Source organism: Pedobacter terrestris, assembly GCF_052343045.1.
Lineage (GTDB): Bacteria > Bacteroidota > Bacteroidia > Sphingobacteriales > Sphingobacteriaceae > Pedobacter.
The window spans coordinates 3,666,040-3,685,967 of record NZ_CP180264.1 but is presented as its reverse complement, the minus strand read 5'-3'; the positions used below and the strand labels follow the sequence as shown (position 1 = coordinate 3,685,967).

The 19,928-nt window shown below is 38.3% G+C and carries 17 protein-coding genes; 9 read left to right on the top strand and 8 right to left on the bottom strand.

Annotation, left to right across the window (positions count from 1 at the left end; genetic code table 11):
• The first annotated feature begins 23 nt into the window (after positions 1 to 23).
• The 3 genes from ACJVDH_RS15650 to fabG all read left to right on the top strand — a co-directional run bounded on the left by ACJVDH_RS15650 (position 24) and on the right by fabG (position 2,431).
• Entirely contained in the window at positions 24 to 389 is a 366-nt protein-coding gene (locus tag ACJVDH_RS15650; RefSeq protein ID WP_443944340.1) for a four helix bundle protein, read from the top strand.
• 130 nt (positions 390 to 519) lie between these two features.
• Positions 520 to 1,596, top strand: coding sequence for an agmatine deiminase family protein (locus ACJVDH_RS15645; RefSeq protein WP_443944339.1), 1,077 nt, complete (start codon positions 520 to 522; stop codon positions 1,594 to 1,596).
• Positions 1,597 to 1,687: 91 nt separating this feature from the next.
• Positions 1,688 to 2,431, top strand: a complete 744-nt coding sequence (gene fabG, locus ACJVDH_RS15640; RefSeq protein ID WP_010599469.1) for a 3-oxoacyl-[acyl-carrier-protein] reductase — start codon at positions 1,688 to 1,690, stop codon at positions 2,429 to 2,431.
• Positions 2,432 to 2,524: 93 nt separating this feature from the next.
• Here fabG and ACJVDH_RS15635 read toward each other — a convergent pair whose 3' ends face one another.
• Complete coding sequence (locus ACJVDH_RS15635; protein WP_443944338.1) at positions 2,525 to 3,259, bottom strand: L,D-transpeptidase family protein; 735 nt, start codon at positions 3,257 to 3,259, stop codon at positions 2,525 to 2,527.
• A gap of 187 nt (positions 3,260 to 3,446) precedes the next feature.
• Here ACJVDH_RS15635 and ACJVDH_RS15630 point away from each other — a divergent pair, with 187 nt between their 5' ends.
• The 4 genes from ACJVDH_RS15630 (at position 3,447) to ACJVDH_RS15615 (ending at position 11,524) form a co-directional block, all read left to right on the top strand.
• The gene (locus tag ACJVDH_RS15630; protein ID WP_443944337.1) at positions 3,447 to 5,531 is read left to right on the top strand and encodes a hypothetical protein; all 2,085 of its coding nucleotides are present in this window, start codon (positions 3,447 to 3,449) and stop codon (positions 5,529 to 5,531) included.
• 270 nt (positions 5,532 to 5,801) lie between these two features.
• Positions 5,802 to 8,621, top strand: coding sequence for a TonB-dependent receptor (locus ACJVDH_RS15625; RefSeq protein WP_443944336.1), 2,820 nt, complete (start codon positions 5,802 to 5,804; stop codon positions 8,619 to 8,621).
• 24 nt (positions 8,622 to 8,645) lie between these two features.
• Complete coding sequence (locus ACJVDH_RS15620; RefSeq protein ID WP_443944335.1) at positions 8,646 to 10,316, top strand: tetratricopeptide repeat protein; 1,671 nt, start codon at positions 8,646 to 8,648, stop codon at positions 10,314 to 10,316.
• A gap of 134 nt (positions 10,317 to 10,450) precedes the next feature.
• Entirely contained in the window at positions 10,451 to 11,524 is a 1,074-nt protein-coding gene (locus ACJVDH_RS15615) for a phytase (RefSeq protein WP_443944334.1), read from the top strand.
• A gap of 53 nt (positions 11,525 to 11,577) precedes the next feature.
• Here ACJVDH_RS15615 and ACJVDH_RS15610 read toward each other — a convergent pair whose 3' ends face one another.
• The 5 genes from ACJVDH_RS15610 to ACJVDH_RS15590 all read right to left on the bottom strand — a co-directional run bounded on the left by ACJVDH_RS15610 (position 11,578) and on the right by ACJVDH_RS15590 (position 15,740).
• Positions 11,578 to 12,192, bottom strand: coding sequence for a trimeric intracellular cation channel family protein (locus tag ACJVDH_RS15610; RefSeq protein WP_443944333.1), 615 nt, complete (start codon positions 12,190 to 12,192; stop codon positions 11,578 to 11,580).
• Positions 12,193 to 12,249: 57 nt separating this feature from the next.
• Positions 12,250 to 12,549, bottom strand: a complete 300-nt coding sequence (locus tag ACJVDH_RS15605) for an FtsB family cell division protein (protein ID WP_443944332.1) — start codon at positions 12,547 to 12,549, stop codon at positions 12,250 to 12,252.
• A gap of 119 nt (positions 12,550 to 12,668) precedes the next feature.
• The gene (locus tag ACJVDH_RS15600) at positions 12,669 to 13,277 is read right to left on the bottom strand and encodes a hypothetical protein (RefSeq protein ID WP_443944331.1); all 609 of its coding nucleotides are present in this window, start codon (positions 13,275 to 13,277) and stop codon (positions 12,669 to 12,671) included.
• A gap of 119 nt (positions 13,278 to 13,396) precedes the next feature.
• Positions 13,397 to 14,458 carry a helix-turn-helix domain-containing protein gene (locus ACJVDH_RS15595; RefSeq protein WP_443944330.1) on the bottom strand — a complete coding sequence of 354 codons (1,062 nt, stop codon included), beginning with the start codon at positions 14,456 to 14,458 and terminating at the stop codon, positions 13,397 to 13,399.
• Positions 14,459 to 15,056: 598 nt separating this feature from the next.
• Complete coding sequence (locus ACJVDH_RS15590; RefSeq protein ID WP_443944329.1) at positions 15,057 to 15,740, bottom strand: hypothetical protein; 684 nt, start codon at positions 15,738 to 15,740, stop codon at positions 15,057 to 15,059.
• Between the two features lie 280 nt (positions 15,741 to 16,020).
• On the opposite strand from ACJVDH_RS15590, the gene ACJVDH_RS15585 reads away from it, so the two are divergent.
• Positions 16,021 to 17,445, top strand: coding sequence for a DNA/RNA non-specific endonuclease (locus ACJVDH_RS15585; protein ID WP_443944328.1), 1,425 nt, complete (start codon positions 16,021 to 16,023; stop codon positions 17,443 to 17,445).
• 67 nt (positions 17,446 to 17,512) lie between these two features.
• Here ACJVDH_RS15585 and ACJVDH_RS15580 read toward each other — a convergent pair whose 3' ends face one another.
• Positions 17,513 to 17,782, bottom strand: a complete 270-nt coding sequence (locus tag ACJVDH_RS15580) for a hypothetical protein (protein WP_443944327.1) — start codon at positions 17,780 to 17,782, stop codon at positions 17,513 to 17,515.
• Between the two features lie 264 nt (positions 17,783 to 18,046).
• Here ACJVDH_RS15580 and ACJVDH_RS15575 point away from each other — a divergent pair, with 264 nt between their 5' ends.
• The gene (locus ACJVDH_RS15575) at positions 18,047 to 18,883 is read left to right on the top strand and encodes a hypothetical protein (RefSeq protein WP_443944326.1); all 837 of its coding nucleotides are present in this window, start codon (positions 18,047 to 18,049) and stop codon (positions 18,881 to 18,883) included.
• Positions 18,884 to 18,948: 65 nt separating this feature from the next.
• On the opposite strand, the gene ACJVDH_RS15570 is transcribed toward ACJVDH_RS15575, so the two are convergent.
• Positions 18,949 to 19,926 carry an MlaD family protein gene (locus ACJVDH_RS15570; protein ID WP_443944325.1) on the bottom strand — a complete coding sequence of 326 codons (978 nt, stop codon included), beginning with the start codon at positions 19,924 to 19,926 and terminating at the stop codon, positions 18,949 to 18,951.
• Positions 19,927 to 19,928: the final 2 nt, after the last annotated feature.

Genomic DNA, 19,928 nt, shown 5'->3' with positions numbered 1-19,928 from the left:
TTAATGAACTTAACCGTGGGTAAATGGCTTTTAAATTTGAAAAACTTAAAGTTTGGGAGAAGGCATTAGACTTAGCTGACGAGATTGATAAAATGACTAAAACCTTTCCTAAAGAAGAGGTTTATGTTTTAACATCTCAAGCAAAGCGTGCTGCCGATTCGATTTCAATGAATATCGCCGAAGGAAGTACAGGTCAAACCAATCCAGAGTTTAAAAGATTTTTAGGATATGCCCTAAGATCAGACATAGAAGTGGTAAATTGTTTACATCTTGCCAAAAGAAGAAATTATATAACAGAAGAAATTTTTCAGAAACATTATAAAAACATGCGAAGAGATTTTAGTTATGATTTATGCTTTAATCAAAACATTAAATTGAATTCGAGGTAACGCGTTCTGACTTCAAACAACGGCCTTAGGCTTTAACAGTGCATCATCCGACTTCGGACAACCGGCGTCGGACTTTTTTTAACAATTTATATCATCCGTCTTCGGACACCCGACTTCGGACTTAAAAACTATGTCAAATTTTCCTCCAAAGAAGGCGTTAAACCTTAATCAATTCGATTATTCGCCGAAAAAACAAGGTTATTCCTTTCCGGCAGAATGGGCAAAACATACTGCTACCTGGCTAAGTTGGCCACATAAAGAAGCAAGTTGGCCTGGTAAAATCGAAACGATATACAACCCTTATTGCCAGTTCATTAAAGCTGTAGCCGAAGGCGAGAAAGTTCGCATTAATGTGAAAGATGAAGAAATGAAGGCTTTCGCAATCTCTGAACTGGAAAAAGTGGATGCAGATCTAAGTCAGATCGAGTTTTATTTCAATGAAAGCAATGATGCATGGTGCCGCGATCATGGACCGGCATTTGTTTTAAAAGACGGCGTAAAAGCTGTTGTAGATTGGGGTTATAATGCTTGGGGCGGAAAATATCCACCTTTTGATCTGGATGATGTAATACCAACTAAGATTGCGCAACATTTCGATTTGCCACTTTTTGCACCAGATATTGTAATGGAGGGCGGTTCTGTAGAATTTAATGGAGCAGGAACAGTATTAACAACCACCGCTTGTTTGTTAAATGAGAATAGAAACCCGCATTTAAACCAGGATCAGATAGAACAATATTTAACCGAATATTATGGTGCAGAACAAGTTTTATGGTTAGGAGATGGAATTGTAGGCGACGATACCGATGGCCATATAGATGACATTACCCGGTTTGTAAATGAAGATACAGTTTTGACAGTAGTAGAAAGCAATCCATTAGATGAAAATTACCTGTTGCTTCAAGAGAATCTTAAGTTGCTCAAAACGATGAAACTAAAAGACGGCCGTGCGCTAAAAATTGTTGAATTGCCAATGCCATCGCCAGTAATTTATGATGATACGCGTTTACCAGCGTCATATGCGAACTTTTATATTGCCAATGCTGCGGTAATTGTTCCGGTTTTTGGCGATGTAAATGATCAGAAAGCATTAGACATTATCCAAGGTTGTTTCCCGGATCGAAAAGTCATCGGAATAAATTCTGTAGATATTATTTGGGGACTCGGAAGCTTCCATTGTCTTAGCCAGCAAGAGCCGGCACTTTAATACATTGCCTAAACACGGCAATTAATATTAACTTTGAGAAATTAAATTTTTAGACATTATATAAAAGTCCCCTTTAGGGGATTTAAAGGTTATGAAATTATTAGAAGGAAAAACAGCTTTAATTACGGGAGCATCTAAAGGAATTGGACGCAAAATTGCTGAAAAATTTGCCGAACAAGGTGCTAACGTCGCATTCACATATTTATCTTCTGTTGAAAAAGGAGAAGCTTTAGAGCAAGAATTGCAAAGCTTTGGTACAAAAGTAAAAGGATATCGTTCTGATGCTTCAAAATTCGATCAGGCAGAACAGTTAATCAATGATATTGTTGCCGAATTTGGTACCATTGATATTGTTGTTAATAATGCAGGTATCACAAAAGATGGTTTGTTAATGCGTATGAGTGAAGAAAATTGGGATGACGTAATCAACATCAATCTAAAATCAATTTTCAACGTAACTAAAGCGGCTTCTAAAGTGATGATGAAAGCCCGTAAAGGTGTTTTCATTAACATGAGTTCTGTTGTTGGTGTACAAGGTAACGCCGGACAAGCAAATTATGCAGCATCTAAAGCCGGAATTATAGGTTTTACTAAATCGGTTGCGAAAGAACTGGGTTCTAGAAATATCCGTGCAAATGTTGTAGCTCCAGGATTCATCCGTACAGAAATGACTGAAGTTTTAGATCCGGCGGTTGTTGCAGGATGGGAAAAAGATATTCCTTTAAAACGTGCCGGCGAAACAGAAGATATTGCAAATGTTTGCGTTTTTCTGGCTTCTGATATGAGCGCTTACGTAACCGGACAAACTTTATCTGTTTGTGGCGGAATGCTTTAATATTTAGCATCTAATTTCTTTAGAAGCTGAAAAGCTACCAGGAAATATCTTGGTAGCTTTTTTTATGCCGAAAAAGTTTAAATATAAAACTTTCTATTTTAAAACATACGCTCCAGCTTCCAAACTAATTTTGGGGAATAAATACTTTTTCTCGAATGCCTGATAAACCTTTTGGAGGTTTTTCCAGAATTCTTGCTCTGCAGGGAACTGACTGCCAAATTTTCTTAGGTTCGCATCAGTCATTTTAAAAGGATAAATATTTACCAGGATTTTGTGGTTTTCTGCATCGGTAGCAAATAAAGCCAGAAGATATAACTCCTTAATTTTATCGTCTGTTAGCGGAATGCAGCCTACTGTAACACAATTGCCATGTATGTAAATGTCACTTCCAGGCGAGCGTTTTTCTCCGGTTCGCCATACATCAACAGCATTTGGATAATTGATGCCCAACGATAAATAATAGGTGCTCATCGGGTTAAAAATATTGATGTAGTAAAATCCTTCCGGTGTTTGTTTATCGCCTTCATATAATTTCGGACCTAAAACTCCAGAGTGGGCGCAAAAATCGTAAGTGTGGAATAAGCTAAACTGTTTGGCCGTTTTATCTTTTAACCAAACCTCCAATTTGCCTTCTGCCTTATACGCATTCACAAGCATCTCATAATCGCCATTGATGTGCTGTGTAAGCAGACTCTTCTGTATTGCAGGCCATTTCTCGCGATAAGCACTTTCTACGCGCTCAAACTTTAATTGTGTGCCGGTAAAATTGTTTTGTGCATTAACCATAAAATTCGAGAATAGTAAAAATGCGAGGACGATTAATTTCATAAATTTCTATGCTATAAAACTAAATAATTTCATTCAGGAAATGATATAAACGCTGCATTGTTCGATAAAATACAAAGTTCCGAAAAGGAGAAATCTATTGTCAAATCCTATGGTTTACGTAATATCTTTATGTGCTTTAGAGATTAAAAACTTGAAATTCTCGTCAAATTTACCATCTTTATGAATTATGATTGGTATGTTTTCCGGCGCTACAATTTTATCATTTCTGGGATGTTTGGCACTTGGTATCTTGTATGCATGGATACTTTACCGGCAAAACAGCAATCTGAATCAGAAACTGAAATACGGTTTAACAGCTCTCCGGGTTTTCTCTGTAACACTTATTGCCTGGATACTTTTTGCACCGCTGCTGAAAATCATAAATTATACTTTACAAAAACCACTGATTTTAATTGCACAAGACAATTCTGCTTCTGTAGCACAAGTGAAAGCAGTAGGTTTTAATGAAAGTGCGTACCAAAACGGCCTCAACGCACTTGCCGGGAAATTATCCGATCAATATGAAGTAAAGACATATCACTTTGGCGATGCTGTCGAACCTGGTTTTGATTTTAAAAATCAGGCCAAACGTACCGATGCTTCTATGTTTTTTGAACGGGTTAAAGAGGAATATGCAAACCAAAATATTGGCGCAATCGTATTGGCTACCGATGGGATTTTTAACCGCGGTGGTAATCCATTATATGGTTTAGATCAGATTAATGCGCCTGTTTATACGGTCGCTTTGGGCGATACCATTCCGAAACGCGATTTGTTGATTTCTAATATCAACTACAATAATATCGTTTATTTGGATGATGATTTTACCGTAGAAATCCAGATACAGGCTTTTCAAAGTAACGGAGAAAAAGCCGACTTGTCGGTAAGCCAGAATGGCTCAAAAATTCAGCAGCAAAGTGTTGCCATTACCGGAAATTCCTTTACTAAAACTGTTGCATTGAAACTACATGCGGGCAAAATTGGTATTCAGAAATTTGACGTTCAGTTGAATGCTTTACCCAATGAGATTACCAATAAAAATAATGTTCAAAGTTTTTATGTAGAAGTGATTGATGGGCGGCAGAAAGTATTGATTGCTGCAGCCGGACCACATCCGGATCTTTCTGTTTTGAAAGAAGCCATATCACTCAATAAACATTACGAAGCCAAATTGGCAGTTGGCGACGATTTAAATAGCGCAGAACCATCTAAATTTGATTTAATCTTGCTGTATCAGATTCCGGATGTACAGAATTTTTCGAGCAGTTTTCTGCAGAAACTTAGAAATATTAAAAGCCCGCTTTGGTTTATTGTGGGCGCACAAAGTAATATTGCAGCATTTAACCAAATTCAGAATCAGGTTAGTTTAAGTTCTTCAAACGGCACAGTTCAAGAAACCTATCCTGTTTATGCAACAGACTTTTCCAGCTTCAACCTCACAAACGAAGATCAGAAGCGTTTTGCCCAATTTGATCCATTGCTTAGTCCGTTTGGGCAACTTAGCGTTTCTGCTAACTCTTTTACCGTTTTTTACCAACGGATTGGGAATATAACTACGCAGCAACCTTTGCTTTTCTTTACTCAAGAAAATGGCCGCAAAACAGGCTATCTGATGGGAGAAGGTTTATGGAGATGGAAACTCTCTGAAGCCGAAAATAATATCCAACCTTCTGTGTTAAATGATCTGATTTCTAAAGCCGTTCAGTTTCTATCTGTTAAAGACGATAAAAGAAGATTTAAGGTATTTACCTCCAAGTCTGCATTTGAAGAAAATGAGCCAATTCAATTTAATGCAACATTGTATAACCAAAGTTATCAATCTGTAAATGAGCCAGAAGTAAGTTTGCAGGTGAAAAACGAAAGCGGCAAGGTTTTCAATTTCGTATTTTCTAAAACGGAGAATGCTTACCAGTTAAATGCTGGCGATATGCCTGCGGGCAACTACAGCTATATAGCCAATACCACTTTTGGTGGTGAGAAGTTTACAGCTAAAGGCAGCTTTTACGTAAATGCGTTGGTTTCTGAATTTCTGCAAACTACCGCCAATCACCAATTGCTCCATACCATTTCTGCACAAAGCGGAGGAAAGATGTTTAGTGCTGATAGGATTTCTGCTATTGCCGATGAAATTTTGAAGAACGAGAACATTAAAACCATCCGTTATGAAGATCGCAAATACGATGAACTGATCAATATGAAGTATTTGTTTTTCGGGATTCTTCTACTGTTTTCTACAGAATGGTTTCTACGCAAACGTAACGGCGAACGCTAGTAACAAAACAGCTTAACATTTTATTTATAATCGCTTAACATTCTCTTATTGTTTAGGAAACAGAAGCTTAATGGATAATTTAATATAGTTTAAGTTATTGTTTATCAGTTTGTTATACTTTTATATTATGTCTCTGTATCTCTTGTGTTAACGCCCCCGTTCACGGGGGTTTCTTTTTTGTAACGGCTGAAATTGGGCTAAGGCAATGAGATTTTTCAATTTCGTGCTGATAAAAAAGTATTCCAATACAAACCGTTTTAATTGCGAAAAATGAAAACACTCTTTACTTCAGTACTTTTACTTTTATCTGTCGTTATTTGCAGGGCACAAGGCACTGGTTTAATTACAGGTAAAATTATTGAAAAGGCCACAAAGGCATCTTTACCCGGCGCTACCATCAGGCTGAATACCGGAAATCGGTATACCACATCAGATCAGACGGGCGATTATGAGTTTCTACGTGTGCCAGCAGGCAGCTATGAAATTGAGGTAATTTATATGGGTTATAAAACCCAGAAACAAACCGTAAATGTGCAGGCAAACGGAAATGCAGTGATCAATTTTTCACTTGAAGATGGCTCAATTGCGATGGAACAAGTAGTGGTTATGGGCGATCGTTTACGCGGACAGGCAAGGGCACTAAACCAGCAAAAAAGCAAAGCAAACATTACAAACATTATTTCTTCAGATCAGGTAGGTCGTTTTCCAGATGCCAATATTGGAGATGCTTTAAAACGCGTTCCTGGTGTTACTATGCAGAATGATCAGGGTGAAGCGCGTAACATCATCATCCGTGGTTTGGCGCCAGAACTCAATTCTGTAATGCTTAACGGCGATAGAATTCCATCTGCCGAAGGCGATAACAGACGCGTTCAGATGGATTTAATTCCTTCAGATATGATTTCCAGCATTGAAGTAAATAAAACTTTAACTTCTGATATGGATGCAGATGCCATCGGCGGTTCTGTAAATCTTATTACCCGCGCTTCTCCAAATGGCGAGCGAATTTCTGCAACGGTATCAACCGGTTACAATCCAATACGTGATAAAGCATTATATACAGGCGGTTTTGTTTACGGAAATCGTTTTGCAAACAATGCAATCGGAATGGTTTTAAGCGGATCTTATAACAATAATGTTTACGGATCTGACAACGTAGAAGCTGTTTGGGCAAAAGACGATTTCGGAAACGCCTATGTCGAAGAGCAAGACATCCGCCAGTATAATGTTCAAAGAATAAGAAGAAGTGTAGCAGGTGCATTTGATTTCAAATTAGGAAAAAATCATACCATTTTCGCCAATGCAATGTACAATTGGCGCGATGACCGCGAAAACAGATACCGTTTTCGCATAGATGATATTGAACCACAGTATAACGGAAGCAACCAAATTGTGGGTTACACTGGCCGTATTGGTATGCAAACTAAAGGTGGCGTAGATAATGACCGCAACCAGATGACCAGGTTAGAAGATCAACGCGTGCAGAATTATTCGCTTCGCGGCGAGCATTTGATCAGTTCTGGTTTAGACATGGATTGGTCCGTTAGTTACTCTACTGCCAGAGAATATCGCCCGAATGAACGCTACATGCTTTTCAGAGAAGGCGATCAGGATTTGAGTTTTACCGGAACAAGCGACTATCCAAACTTTACGGCCAGTAATTTTGATGCCGGTACAGCCGGATTGAATACTATTTCAGAAAATACCGATTTAACCAAAGAATCAGAGTTTGGTGCAAAATTAAACTTCCGTGTTCCATTCTCGGTAATCGAAGATCAAAAAGGGCGTCTACGTTTCGGGGGTAGATTAAGGATTAAAGATAAAAATAGAAACAACTCTTTTACCGAATATGAGCCTGTAAATGAAGATTTGATCCCAAGTTTAGGCCAAATTCCAAATACATATTTCAATGGAAGTAATTTTCAGGCCGGAAATCAATATGTACCAGGTCTGTTTGCCAGTCGCGCTTACCTTGCTGGTTTAAATCTTTCAAACTCATCGGTATTCAATGCTCAAGACGCCGCAAGTGAATACTTAGCTTTGAATTACAATGCTAAAGAAAATATTTACGCAGGATACCTGCGCTGGGACCAGGATATTAATGCAAAATTATCTGCGATAGTAGGTTTACGTATGGAGCATACTACAATCAACTATACCGGAAATATTATCCAGAATGAAGAAGATCTGACAGGTGTACGGAGTTCAAAAAATGCGTATACAGACTGGCTTCCTAGCGTAAGTTTTAAATACCAGGCAAATGACGATTTGGTTTTACGTGCAGCAGCAACCACAGCTTTAGCAAGACCAAATTATTACGCACTAACGCCATTTGTTGGAACAATACCAGGCGATGAAGAAATTTCTGCAGGTAATCCGGATTTGGATGCAACAAATGCATTTAATCTTGATTTAATGGCAGAACAGTATTTTAAATCAGTTGGAATTATCTCTGGAGGAGTTTTTTACAAACGTCTTAAAAATTTCATTTACACGTATAGCGACCGAGCGTATACAGCAGAAAAATTTGCTGCAGACTTTCCAGATTTAGCCAATCCAATTCCGGCAGGCGCACAATGGGCTTTTACACAAAACAGAAATGGCGAAAGTGTAGATGTATACGGACTGGAAGTGGCCGTTCAACGGCAGCTGGATTTTCTACCGGGTAAGTTTCTAAAAGGTTTTGGTGTATATGCCAATTATACCTATACAAAATCAAAAGCCAAAGGAATCACCAACTCTGATGGAGAACCAAGAGATGGTGTAACATTACCAGGTACAGCGCCGCATATGCTAAATGCTTCACTTTCTTGGGAAAACAGCCGTTTCTCTGCAAGGTTATCGGCAAATTATACAGCTGCATATATTGACGAATTGGGTAGCGATCCTTTTGGCGACGTTTATTACGATAAACAGTTTTTTCTTGATGCCAATGCCTCATTTAAAATTTCCAAAGTTGCACGTATTTTTGCAGAAGCAACTAATTTAACCAACCAGCCTTTACGCTATTACCAAGGCGTGGTAAACCAAACCAGGCAAATGGAATACTACCGCCCACGGTATAATTTGGGAGTTAAATTTGATTTCTAGGCATAAAGCGCTTAAAAAGCGGGTATGATTAGAAAAATATCTAAGTTTGTTTACGATATGGGTAAACAAAGGTTTTTAATAATCATTGCACTGATTTGCGCATTGGGTAATTTACTCAATGCGCAAACTGGTGCTTCAATACAAGAAATAAATGACCGGCTTGAACACAGTTCACTGCGCCCATCGGATGCGCAATTTGTTCAGGAAAATGAAGCCTATAAAAAAGCCAGACTAAATTCAGATTTGGTAGGTCAGGCGAAAGCACTTCAAAACATGGGGCAGATTTGCTACCAAATGGGATTATTTACCCAATCGCTCAATTATCACCTTAAATCAGAAGAAACTTTCCGGTCGGCAAATAATGAAGAACTCCGGGCCGGAAACCTGAATGATTTGGGTTTAATTCTTTTAATTACCAAACAGGAAAAAGAATCCAGGCAAAATTTCTTCAAGGCTTTGTCCATTTATCAACAGCGAGACAATAAAAAAGGCCTCGCTCAAACCTATGCCAATCTTGGCCATTTTTACGAAAAAACACTGAATTACGACAGTGCCTATGTTTACCAGGAAAAGGCCATGGAGGTTTTTCAAGCCCTTGCAGATGATGAAGGTATTGCTTCAGTTCATGAAAATCTGGGCAGCATTTATGAAGATAAAGGGCAATTTGCCAAAGCACATTTTCATTTTTTTAAAGCATTGAGCTGGTTTGAGCAAAGTGATAATACCGAAATGCGTATAGATGCGTACAACAATGTGGGCGATGTTTACCGCAAACAAGGGCAATATCGCGAAGCATTGCTGTATACCCGGAAAGCAGAAAAATTGGCACGTGCAGTTAAGGCAAATAGCAGGTTAAGCAGCGCATACCGCGATTTAGGCAAAACCTTCAACTTTCTAAATAGAGCAGATAGTACCTTTTATTACCTTGAACTGAGCAGAACCTATTTTCTAAACTCTTATTCTGAAGAAACTAAAAACCAGGAAGCATTACTAAAAGTAATTTATGGTTTAGACCGTAAAGACATGCAAATTGCAGAAATGGCCCGGCAGAAAAAGATTTCTACCGTTTTATATGTCAGCTCCGGAATTGTTGGCGTTTTGCTGATTTTAATTGCATTTGTGATTATCAGAAATCAGCGGCAGCGTATTATTAATGAAAGTGCCATTCGCGAAAAAGAAAATCAGATACTTAAAACGGAGCAGCAGCTGATGGAGGTAGACCTGAAAAATAAGAAATTACAGGAAGACCAGCTAAAAGAAAATCTACAAACCAAAGCCAGAGAAATTACCGCACATACCTTGCAGACCATTCAAAAAAACCAATTGCTTGAGGACATCAGGGAAGCGCTAACTGAAATGATTAAAAGCGATGGACGGAGCTATAAAAAAGAGCTGCGCAGTTTGCTGAACAAGATCAATCAGAATTTTAATAAAGATGTTTATTGGGATGATTTCCGGAGAATTTTTGAAGAAATTAACCAGGAATTTTTTCAGGAACTGCAGAAAATCAATCCTGGTTTGTCTGCAACAGATATCAAATTTATCTCACTGATTAAATTGAATATGAATGCGCCGGATATTGCAACTTTACTTGGCATTTCTACAGATAGTTTGCGCGTTGCCAGATACCGTTTAAAGAAAAAGCTAAATCTGGAACAAGGCTCCAGTTTAACGGCATTTATACAATCAATATAGCGTCAATACACTTTAATCCGCATTTGTTGCCCTTTTGATTACGCACAAAGCTGCTTTGTTAACCATTTGTAACGCCAATATTTTGGTCAGATACGTTGATAAATTCAACTTTGTCTCAATCAAAAAAAGAATAAATGAACAATTCAAATCGGATTTTTTTAGCGGCAATTGCCATTGCTCTTTCTGCTTGCAACAATAATTTTAGTCAAAAAAGTAAAATCGTTTCTCGGCCAGATGGTATTGTGCCAACTGTAATTACCGAGACCGTTAAGCACGATAGCGATGATCCTGCAATTTGGATCAATCCGGAAGATGCAACTAAAAGTTTGATTATTGGAACAGATAAAGATAAAGACGGCGCATTGTATGCGTTCGATCTTGCTGGAAAGGTAGTGAAAACCGTTCCAAATATTCAACGACCAAATAACGTAGATATCGCATATGGATTTATGCTTCATGGTAAGAAGGTAGATATCGCCATCACCACCGAACGCGAAACCAACAAACTGCGTATTTTTTCTTTGCCAGACCTTACGCCAATTGATAATGGCGGAATAGAAGTTTTTACAGGAGAAACTGAGCGTGCACCTATGGGCATTTCTATTTATACCAGACCAACAGATCATGCAATTTTTGCTATTGTTGGACGTAAAACTGGCCCCGCAGATGGTTATTTATGGCAATATAAATTGAGCGATGCCGGTAACGGAGGCATTACTGGTAAGGTTGTGCGTAAGTTTGGGCAATATAGTGGTAAGAAAGAAATTGAAGCCATTGCAGTGGATAATGAACTCGGGTTTATTTATTATTCTGATGAACAAACTGGCGTACGCAAGTACGTGGCAGATCCTGATGCACATAATGACAATCAATTGGCTTTATTTGCACAAAGTGGATTCACTGCAGATCATGAAGGGATTGCCATTTATAAAACCGGCGATAAAACCGGCTATATTCTGGTATCAAACCAAGGTTCGCATACATTCATGGTTTACCCGCGAGAAGGAAGTAATGGAAACGCAAATGAATACCCGTTACTTGCACAAATTCCTGTAAAAGCGATGGAAACAGATGGAGCGGATGCAACTTCGGTTAATTTAGGTCCGCAATATCCAAAAGGCATTTTTGTAGCCATGAGTACCGATAGAACTTTCCATTTTTACGATTGGAGAATTATTGAAGAAAAGATAAAAGAAGGGAAAAAATAGTAAAGTAAAGTGTGGCAAGGTAAGTTCTCCTTGCCACACTTTATCAATAAGGTTCAATGCCATTCATCTCGATAAACGAATTTTGGCATTTGCCAGGCAAATTTTATAGAAAGCAATCTTAATGCTAATCCTACGGCGGCGGCAATAAAAGTAGCAACTACATCACTTGCGCCAAAATACAGCAAAGCCATATAAAAACCGCCGGTTACAATAGATGCGCTGGCGTAAATTTCTTTACGAAAAAGTAATGGAATTTCATTGCAGAGTACGTCTCTCAATACGCCACCGGCACAGCCTGTAATCATTCCGCTAAAAAGCACAATAAGTTGAGGCAATTGCATTTGCTGTGCAACCTGGCATCCGATTATGGTGAAAACTACAAGTCCGAGGGCATCCAAATACAGAAAAAGGCGTTTTAGTTTAGTCATCACAGATGCAATTAATGCGGCAACAAGTGCTGCGGCTGCAGTGATTACCAAATACTCCGGATGCTCAACCCAGCTCATTGGATAGTGACCAAAAAGCAGATTTCTAACTGTGCCGCCACCAAGCGCAGTTACCCACGCAATAATACAAACGCCCACCCAATCCATTTCGCGGCGCCCGGCAGAAAGGGCCGCCGTCATTGCTTCAGCTGTAATTGCAATAATATATAAAATGTGCAGCACTGGTTTAGTTTTTAGAAAACTTAAATGGGCCGGAAAAATGATTATATTTTTTAAGGATTAATCCTTTTTATCTTCATGAATGATCACGAAAACATCTTCATTGTCTTTCTTCATGAAGTACTTTTCGCGGGCAAATTTTTCAGCAGTGTTGAGGTTGGTATTCAGCTCGTTCAGGTCTTTTTTTACCTGGGTTGTTTCTTTTTCGTAATACTCTTTTTCTTCCTGAAGTTTGTTCGCCTGACTTCTATATTCATATTGAGAAATCATATCGTTTTTATCGAAAAATAGCATCCATAAAGCAAAAGCAACTGTTGCCAGGAAATATTTATTGCGGAAAAGATCTATTAAACGTTTCATAAGTTATGGATTCTCAATAGGTTTAGAAGCACTGCTCTTTGGCAAATATACAGTTTAATGAGATATGTGGAGTTAAAAAAATAGGAGTTGCGCCCATTACGCTTTTTAACTTATTAACATTAAGGCTTCGCTACCGTTCCGGTGTATGCGTAACGTAAATGCACGGGCAATATGTTGTACAAACCTGGGAACAATTTGGAAAAGTAGTTGTAACGCGTGCCCGGATCAGTGATTTTCTGCAAAAGCGTGAAGTCATTTAAACTTTTAATGGCTTTGGGATAAAGAAATTGATTGAAAATAGCATTTAATGCCGGATGTTTTTCGCATGATTTCTCGATAAATTGAAATGGGATAATGATCAGCAAACTGGGAGAGAGTGCTTCAATGCTCATTTTTTCATCATTATTTGCTGGTAAGTTTCCTTTAACTAAAAAAACGCTGTTTGGTACACCAATCCAGATGTTTTGTTGCGCGATGTGTTGATCGTTGTCAAGAAAACCGTTTAAAAGACCTTGTACCACAATGATTATTGAACCATTGTATGTGCCAGAAATATGATGCAACATTTCACCTGCATTTAAATATTGAAAGCAGGTATGCTGATATAGAAATTTTAAAGCATCGCTACCATTTTGTTGTTTGCCAAATGATTGGAAAATTTGTAAAAAGGATTTAAGGTCTGTAATCTGCCGGCTTTCAAGTTTAAAATTATCATTTTTGCGCATCATCTTGTTTCATTAGGTAAACGAAAATGCGAAAATGATGCGCAAAAGAAGTTGATGTTCTACAATAGATATCTTGATCTTCGGCAGAAATAAAACAGGTAGATGAAAGCAATAAATAAAACTTAGTTTTTCATATTTTTCAATAAATCAAGAGCAAGAACAATGATTTCATTGCCATCTTTTTCAATCAAACCCTCTCTGGAAAAATCGCTTAAAACCCTGCTTAAAGTTTCTGTTGCAATGCCAACAATGCTCGCTAAATCATTTCGGGATATTTTAAGTCTGTTTTTTGCCGAAAGTTTTGGGTTAGACTGGCAAAGCCGGAGGATTACCTTTGCAATCCGTTTGCGGACAGAATAATGCGCGGCCTCCAGTAAACGTTCTTCACGTTCTACCAGTTTTCTGGCAAGGTGCCGATTAAATACACGAGCAAGATCGGGATAGTCCAATAGCATACGTTCAACATCATCCAGTGGCAGGGTCGCCACTTCAGAAACATCTATGGCTTCTGCACTTTCTTGTATTTCTACACCCAGTAAAACCGTTTTTAAACCAAAATACTCGTCTTTGTTGTAAATTCCGGTTATGATAGTATGCCCGTTTTCATCTCGCAAGTAAGTTTTAATGCGGCCTGATAATACATAATGCAATCCTAAGGCACGGTCGCCTGGATAATATAAGATTTGATTTTTTTTTAATCTGCGAGGTGATCGCTCCCGGAACTTATTGCGTAGCCAAGCTACTTCGTCGCTTCTGTTCTGTAAGGTTCGGAATTGCATGTGTTGTTTTAAGAAAAATTCATGTTGGAAACGTTTTTTCCTAAGTCGTACTTCTACCTGGTTTAACAACTCACCGTCGTCGTAAGGATGCATAAGGTAGCCATCCGCACCCAATTCCATCGCTCTGCGGGCATGTATGGGATCATGATCGGTCAATAACATGATGAAACCAATACCGGCAGTTTCCATAAATTTATTCACCATACGCAATACGCCAAAGCCGTCTATCTCAGCAACGTTAACGCTGCACAGCAAAAGGTCTATCGGCCGGCTGCGTACAATATCCATAGCCTGTTTTCCGCTCGAAGTTGCCTCTACAACATATTTTCCGAGAATGAGCGTGTCGGAGAGCTTAGACCTTAATTCAAAGTCATCATGCACGATCAAAATTTTAGACCCTTCCATTCAAGTTTTTATATTTATCCCGCCGCCCATTTTTGTCTGATCTTCCATTTGAGGTGAATCAAAACTTGCTGTATACAGTTTCAGGGCCTTTAGCTAAAGAACAGTTCTTTTGCGGAAGAATAGAGAATCCCTTTGAAAAGAAAGTAAGTGAATAGCGAGAGCCCGAAAAATAAAAGCAAATAGTCCACTATAGTTTGCTTGGATTTACTGCCTAATTCTGGCAGCAAAAATAATAGAATATTACGCGTTACGTTGACAAATCGATTTATTAAGTTAAAAAAAGTCATTTTTGTTGATGTTATGTTTAACATTTCCGGGAACAAAACGGCTTCAATACAAATTGGGTAAGATTATCCTTGCAAGCATAAAATGCAATTTTTAGCCATTATTAAACATCGGTTTGTTACGGGTGGTAACCGGGTTTATTGATTTAAAACTAATGCTTCGTTTGCTGCCAGATGCAATTGGATAATTTTTAAAATTCCTAAAAAATATTGAAAATCAGTTTGATAATTATCAATAGTTTCTTTGACGCTGGTCAATTTGTAAAAAATCTGTTCTGAGACTTGTATCCAGCAGATTTCAGTCTCGATCAGTTTTATTGATTTGTTTTTGGATAAATGATACCGCGACGATTTACTGCATCGTAAAAAATATCCAGATTTTCTGTGCTGCCAACTAAAATTAAAGGAGCATTGAACGAGGTTGATTGTTGCTCGGTTACGGTCTTAATTTCCCGAGGTTGCCTGTTCAAATGCCAGATAAAATCTTGTTGAATGCGTTTGAAGCCCGTTACGAACAGGTAAATGCACATTGTGATGAAAATGTGGATCTGAATGCCTCTGCCGTGAAATCTTTTTACCTGGAAAAGAACTAGCCAAAGGACGAGTAGGTTTAAGATGAGGAAGATTAGTGGAAAAAGAGAAATTAATGGTTGGAAGATAGACAAGAATATCGATACGTTTAAAACAAGAAGACTAAAAAAAAACACTCTGTGGCAAAGTTTATGGCCGAAAACATCGCTCATCCAACAGTACAATACGTGGACCAAGAAAATAAGAATTGGCGTGGCAAGTGCCACGGTCAATTTTTCTGAAGTGAACATTGCACGCTCTGTAAAAAGCAATTCGGGCAGATCACAAATATTGATGATGTTGATGTTAAAATAGTCATAATAGCGGTATTCGCCCCAAAGGCTAAACAGAATAAGAAAAACCACGGAAAGTGAAAAATACCGGATGAACAATTGAAAAAGTTTGTCGCTTAAAAAAAATGGTATCATGAAATAGGGAATTTTGATTGCCTAAAGTTGATGTTTTGAAAAGTACGGACAGTTGATTGCAATTGGTTCAAAGCATGATATTGAGCATCTTCAATAATTTTTTTTCTGCAGGAGTTTTATTTTTAGTCAATCTTAACAAAATTGTTAATGTTAATTTAGCATAGTGACTAAATCCTATACTTATCTTCGTGGCCGTTTTTATTCTTCTGGTTAGGACTAAGCAAATGTCTTATTTCTGGCAGTTGGAGTTCGAACGTAATCATTAATTCCCTATATCATTATGATGAAATTTAGAAAATTTATGCTTTTACCTGCATTTGTGCTGGTAATGGCCGCATGCTCGAAAAAAGCCACTACGGATATTGAAGAACCTACAACGCCACCTGCGCCTTACACAATTACCGAAGATTTTGAGTCGGGTACTAAAACTTCTTATGCAGTAGATAGTCTTCAACTAAATACCGGTAAATGGACATTAAGCGATGCTTTGATCGGAAATTTAGCGGCAGATGCTAAAAACGGAGCCAAATCGATCAGGTTACGTAACGGTTTTATATCCATGAACTTTGATATCAGTGGTTTAAATACCCTTTATATTAAACACGCAAAATACGGGAACGATGCCAACTCTACATGGCAATTGCTGATGTCTACAGACGGCGGTGTAAAATACACACAAGTTGGAACCGATATTGCAGAAACCAGTACCACACTTGTAACAGATTCTTTTAAAGTTACAGCTACAGGTAAAGTAAGATTTCAGATTAAAAAAACAGGTACAACGCGTGTTAACCTGGATGATATTACCTTTAAAGGTACAGGTGCATCTGGTGTAACTCTGGGCGCACCTGATACAGATCCGGCAGATTCTACAGGAACAACTACACCAGCTACACCTGGAAGAGGTACACCTGTTGCTGGTGTTGATGCACCACCCGCACAGGGAGACAATTCTAACCTGTTGTTCGGGAATATTTCTGGTGCACAAGCTACTGTAGTTACTGCAGACAATTATTTAATTGATCAGCATTATTATGTGCAGAGCTACAATATGACTAAAGGTACACCAAACTGGGTTAGCTGGCACTTAGATGCAAGCAATATTACCGGCGCGGCTACTCGTCAGGATAATTTTGCTGCTTTTTCTGGTTTGCCGACAGGTTGGTACCAGGTGCAGAACAACAGTTATTCGGGATCTGGTTTTGACCGTGGGCACAATTGCCCAAGTGGGGACAGAACAAGTTCTGTAGATGCCAACTCGGCTACGTTTTTAATGACCAATATGATTCCCCAGGCGCCAAATAATAACCAAAAAACATGGGAATCTTTCGAAAGCTATCTTCGCACTCAGGTGTTAAGTGGTAACGAAGTTTATATCATTATGGGAAGTTATGGTAGTGGAGGTGTAGGTTCTGCAAGTGCTGCAGTTGTAACAACCATTAATGGAGGTAAAATAACTGTGCCGGCAAATGTCTGGAAAGTTGCAGTAATTCTTCCGGTAGGAAACGGAGATTTGAACCGCGTTTCTGCAAGTACGCGTATAATTGCCATCAACACACCAAATAATAATTCTATTCTTGCCGATTGGAAACAATATATTGTTTCTGTTCGTGATATTGAGAAAGCAACCGGTTATAATTTGCTTTCTAATTTGTCTCAATCTGTTCAGGATGCTGTAGAAACTGTAAAATATTCAGGAAACTAAACTGTTTAGGCAAACGCTTAGTTAAAAAGCTCCACTTTTAAGTGGAGCTTTTTTTGTGGTTCTTAATTTATGCCGGATCGTCTTCCGGATTTTCGAAATCCGCATCCTCATCGTCAAAATCTTCTTCACCTGCAGGATCCTCTGCTTCCAGTTCGTCGTCTTCATCCAACTCAATATTTTCATCCAGTTCTGTACCTTCGCCATCGGCGAAAGGAATTTCCTCACTGGTGTAGCCATTGTCATCCTGCTCTTTATCTTCTTGCGGTGTACGGCCAACCTGAAACTGTTCTGGATTAATGATTTCTTCTTCTTTCGGTGTATTTTCTGTACTGTTCATGTTTTCAAGATTTAGGGAATGATTTGCATAATCATCAAGAGTACAACATCAAGTTTCTCGGTCTGGTTTTTACTCTTTTCAATCTGCCGGCAAAGCTTCATACTAGTATTCTGGCTCAGATTTTAGCAGTTTGGAGAAGTAGAAAACCTAAGTAGCAATTCCTCTGGTATTTTCGTTAGCTTTAGTTTGCCGGCAATTGATTGCATATGATCTACATATAATGATTGATGGCAATATCTAATAATTAACTTTTCTTAAACCTCTATGAAAAAGAAGAAAATGCTCTTGGTTTTAATCTCAATTGTCGCAACTGTATTGTTTGTTCCATTTATATACGAGCGCATTTATGCAGGTATTTTAAACCGTTCTTATTCAGAATTAAGCAGCCCTGTTAAATCGAAAAATGTAGCAATTGATGAGATTCCTTTTTCGGGGAGACTTGATTTTGAACATACAGATTCATCTGCAAATTATGTGAGCTCAATTTATCTGGATACACTTGCGCTAACCTTTAAAGTTGTCGTGAAAAACTATACCGGGCATGCTGATAACGAAGAAACATCTTTCATAACATTTAATCGGCTTGGTGAAATTATCTCTACAGAAAAATATACACCGGTAGAAACCAACAATAACTACCACATAAATCAACAAAGTTATACTGGCAACGGAACTTTAATTGCAACGTATATTGATGTGAAAATAAAACCGGAAGAACATCTTATGCATACCGTTTTATTGCCGGGTTTGTTGAAACCCTTTCCAAGCTGGAAAGAAAAATCATCGCCGGTTTTTGTGCGTCATTTTGTAAAGAAGAAAGTAAACCTGTCACAACTTAATCCATTCCGTATTGGTGGCATAAATGGAAATAAAAAGGTGAGCATTTGGGAAGGAACAGCTTACTGCGATGTTAAATTTGAGAATGGTATTCTAAAACTCAAATTGCCTTTTGGTTATGATGCATTACTGTTTAATTATGCAGATTACTATTCAGAACTGCAGTATTATAAAATGCCGGCCGGTTTTGAAAAACGCTTGTCCGTTAAATTTATTCAGTTGAATAACAAGCTGTACATTGTTCGACATACTAAAAACAGTTAACATCGAAATTTTTATATATGCAAAACGGGGATTTTACTCCCCGTTTTGTTGTTTATTTTGTACGCTTAATTATTCGCTTTTTTCAGTGAGTATTTAGCTTTCTTTTTAAAATAACCGCGAAACAAAAAATTGCTTTGCAAAGCTTTTAAATCTTCATCAAGCGTGGCGCTGCTTTTTTCCAAATTGGCCATAATAGCTTTAACCTGGTCTGCAGTTTTCTGATCGTTCAAAAGCAATCCGGCAGCATTATCGGTTTTAGTCAGTTTTCCGGAAGCAGCATCTAAATTTGCGGCAAGGTTAGATGCAGATTGCACCGATTTTTGCAAAGTTGCAGCCGATTGTTGCAGACTGTAAAATACAGCAGTATCGGTAAGCATTTTATGCATCAAACCATCTTTGTTATTCAAGGTTTGGCTAAAATGGTTCAAATCCTGCGCACTTTTAGAAGCAGCAACAGTTGTGCGGTTTAAATTTTCTACCATTGATTTAAAGTTGGCCGCAATTTTTTCATCGGATAACAAAGCACCCGCTGCGCCTTTTCCGTCAACCAGGTTTTGAGAAAGCGTTTTGAAATCTGAGGTTACTTCTACCAGATTTTTATTGTTTACCTGCAGGGTTTTCATAATATCTTCTGTAGAAAGTGAACTGTCTACTTTTAAACGATCGCCATTTTCAATAATTGGAGATTGAGGTTTCCCCGGACTTACCACTACAATTTTATTTCCGATTAATCCATCGGCACCAATACTTGCGCCAGCATCTTTGTGGATAAAACGCTGAACATTTTCTTCAATATCCAGTTGAACTTTCACCTGCGAAGTGCCGAAGAAATCAATGCTTTTTACGGTTCCTACTTTTACGCCAGAAAACCAAATGTTGTTCCCTTTTTTTAATCCCTGGGCATCATTAAATACCACACTTACGGTAAAGCTTTTTACAAAAGTCTTTTTTTGGCCACCAAGGGTGAAGATGCCTAGAATAAATATAAAAAGGCCAATGGCGATAAATATTCCGACCGTGATTTTCTTTTTGTTATCAGTCATTG

Excerpts from the sequence above, each read along its gene's own strand:
- ACJVDH_RS15635 (WP_443944338.1), bottom strand. The coding sequence starts at position 3,259 with ATGAAATTAATCGTCCTCGCATTTTTACTATTCTCGAATTTTATGGTT.
- ACJVDH_RS15585 (WP_443944328.1), top strand. The coding sequence starts at position 16,021 with ATGATGAAATTTAGAAAATTTATGCTTTTACCTGCATTTGTGCTGGTA.
- ACJVDH_RS15630 (WP_443944337.1), top strand. The coding sequence starts at position 3,447 with ATGATTGGTATGTTTTCCGGCGCTACAATTTTATCATTTCTGGGATGT.
- fabG (WP_010599469.1), top strand. The coding sequence starts at position 1,688 with ATGAAATTATTAGAAGGAAAAACAGCTTTAATTACGGGAGCATCTAAA.
- ACJVDH_RS15600 (WP_443944331.1), bottom strand. The coding sequence starts at position 13,277 with ATGATGCGCAAAAATGATAATTTTAAACTTGAAAGCCGGCAGATTACA.
- ACJVDH_RS15570 (WP_443944325.1), bottom strand. The coding sequence starts at position 19,926 with ATGACTGATAACAAAAAGAAAATCACGGTCGGAATATTTATCGCCATT.
- ACJVDH_RS15590 (WP_443944329.1), bottom strand. The coding sequence starts at position 15,740 with ATGATACCATTTTTTTTAAGCGACAAACTTTTTCAATTGTTCATCCGG.
- ACJVDH_RS15580 (WP_443944327.1), bottom strand. The coding sequence starts at position 17,782 with ATGAACAGTACAGAAAATACACCGAAAGAAGAAGAAATCATTAATCCA.
- ACJVDH_RS15615 (WP_443944334.1), top strand. The coding sequence starts at position 10,451 with ATGAACAATTCAAATCGGATTTTTTTAGCGGCAATTGCCATTGCTCTT.
- ACJVDH_RS15620 (WP_443944335.1), top strand. The coding sequence starts at position 8,646 with ATGATTAGAAAAATATCTAAGTTTGTTTACGATATGGGTAAACAAAGG.
- ACJVDH_RS15650 (WP_443944340.1), top strand. The coding sequence starts at position 24 with ATGGCTTTTAAATTTGAAAAACTTAAAGTTTGGGAGAAGGCATTAGAC.
- ACJVDH_RS15575 (WP_443944326.1), top strand. The coding sequence starts at position 18,047 with ATGAAAAAGAAGAAAATGCTCTTGGTTTTAATCTCAATTGTCGCAACT.
- ACJVDH_RS15605 (WP_443944332.1), bottom strand. The coding sequence starts at position 12,549 with ATGAAACGTTTAATAGATCTTTTCCGCAATAAATATTTCCTGGCAACA.
- ACJVDH_RS15625 (WP_443944336.1), top strand. The coding sequence starts at position 5,802 with ATGAAAACACTCTTTACTTCAGTACTTTTACTTTTATCTGTCGTTATT.
- ACJVDH_RS15645 (WP_443944339.1), top strand. The coding sequence starts at position 520 with ATGTCAAATTTTCCTCCAAAGAAGGCGTTAAACCTTAATCAATTCGAT.
- ACJVDH_RS15595 (WP_443944330.1), bottom strand. The coding sequence starts at position 14,458 with ATGGAAGGGTCTAAAATTTTGATCGTGCATGATGACTTTGAATTAAGG.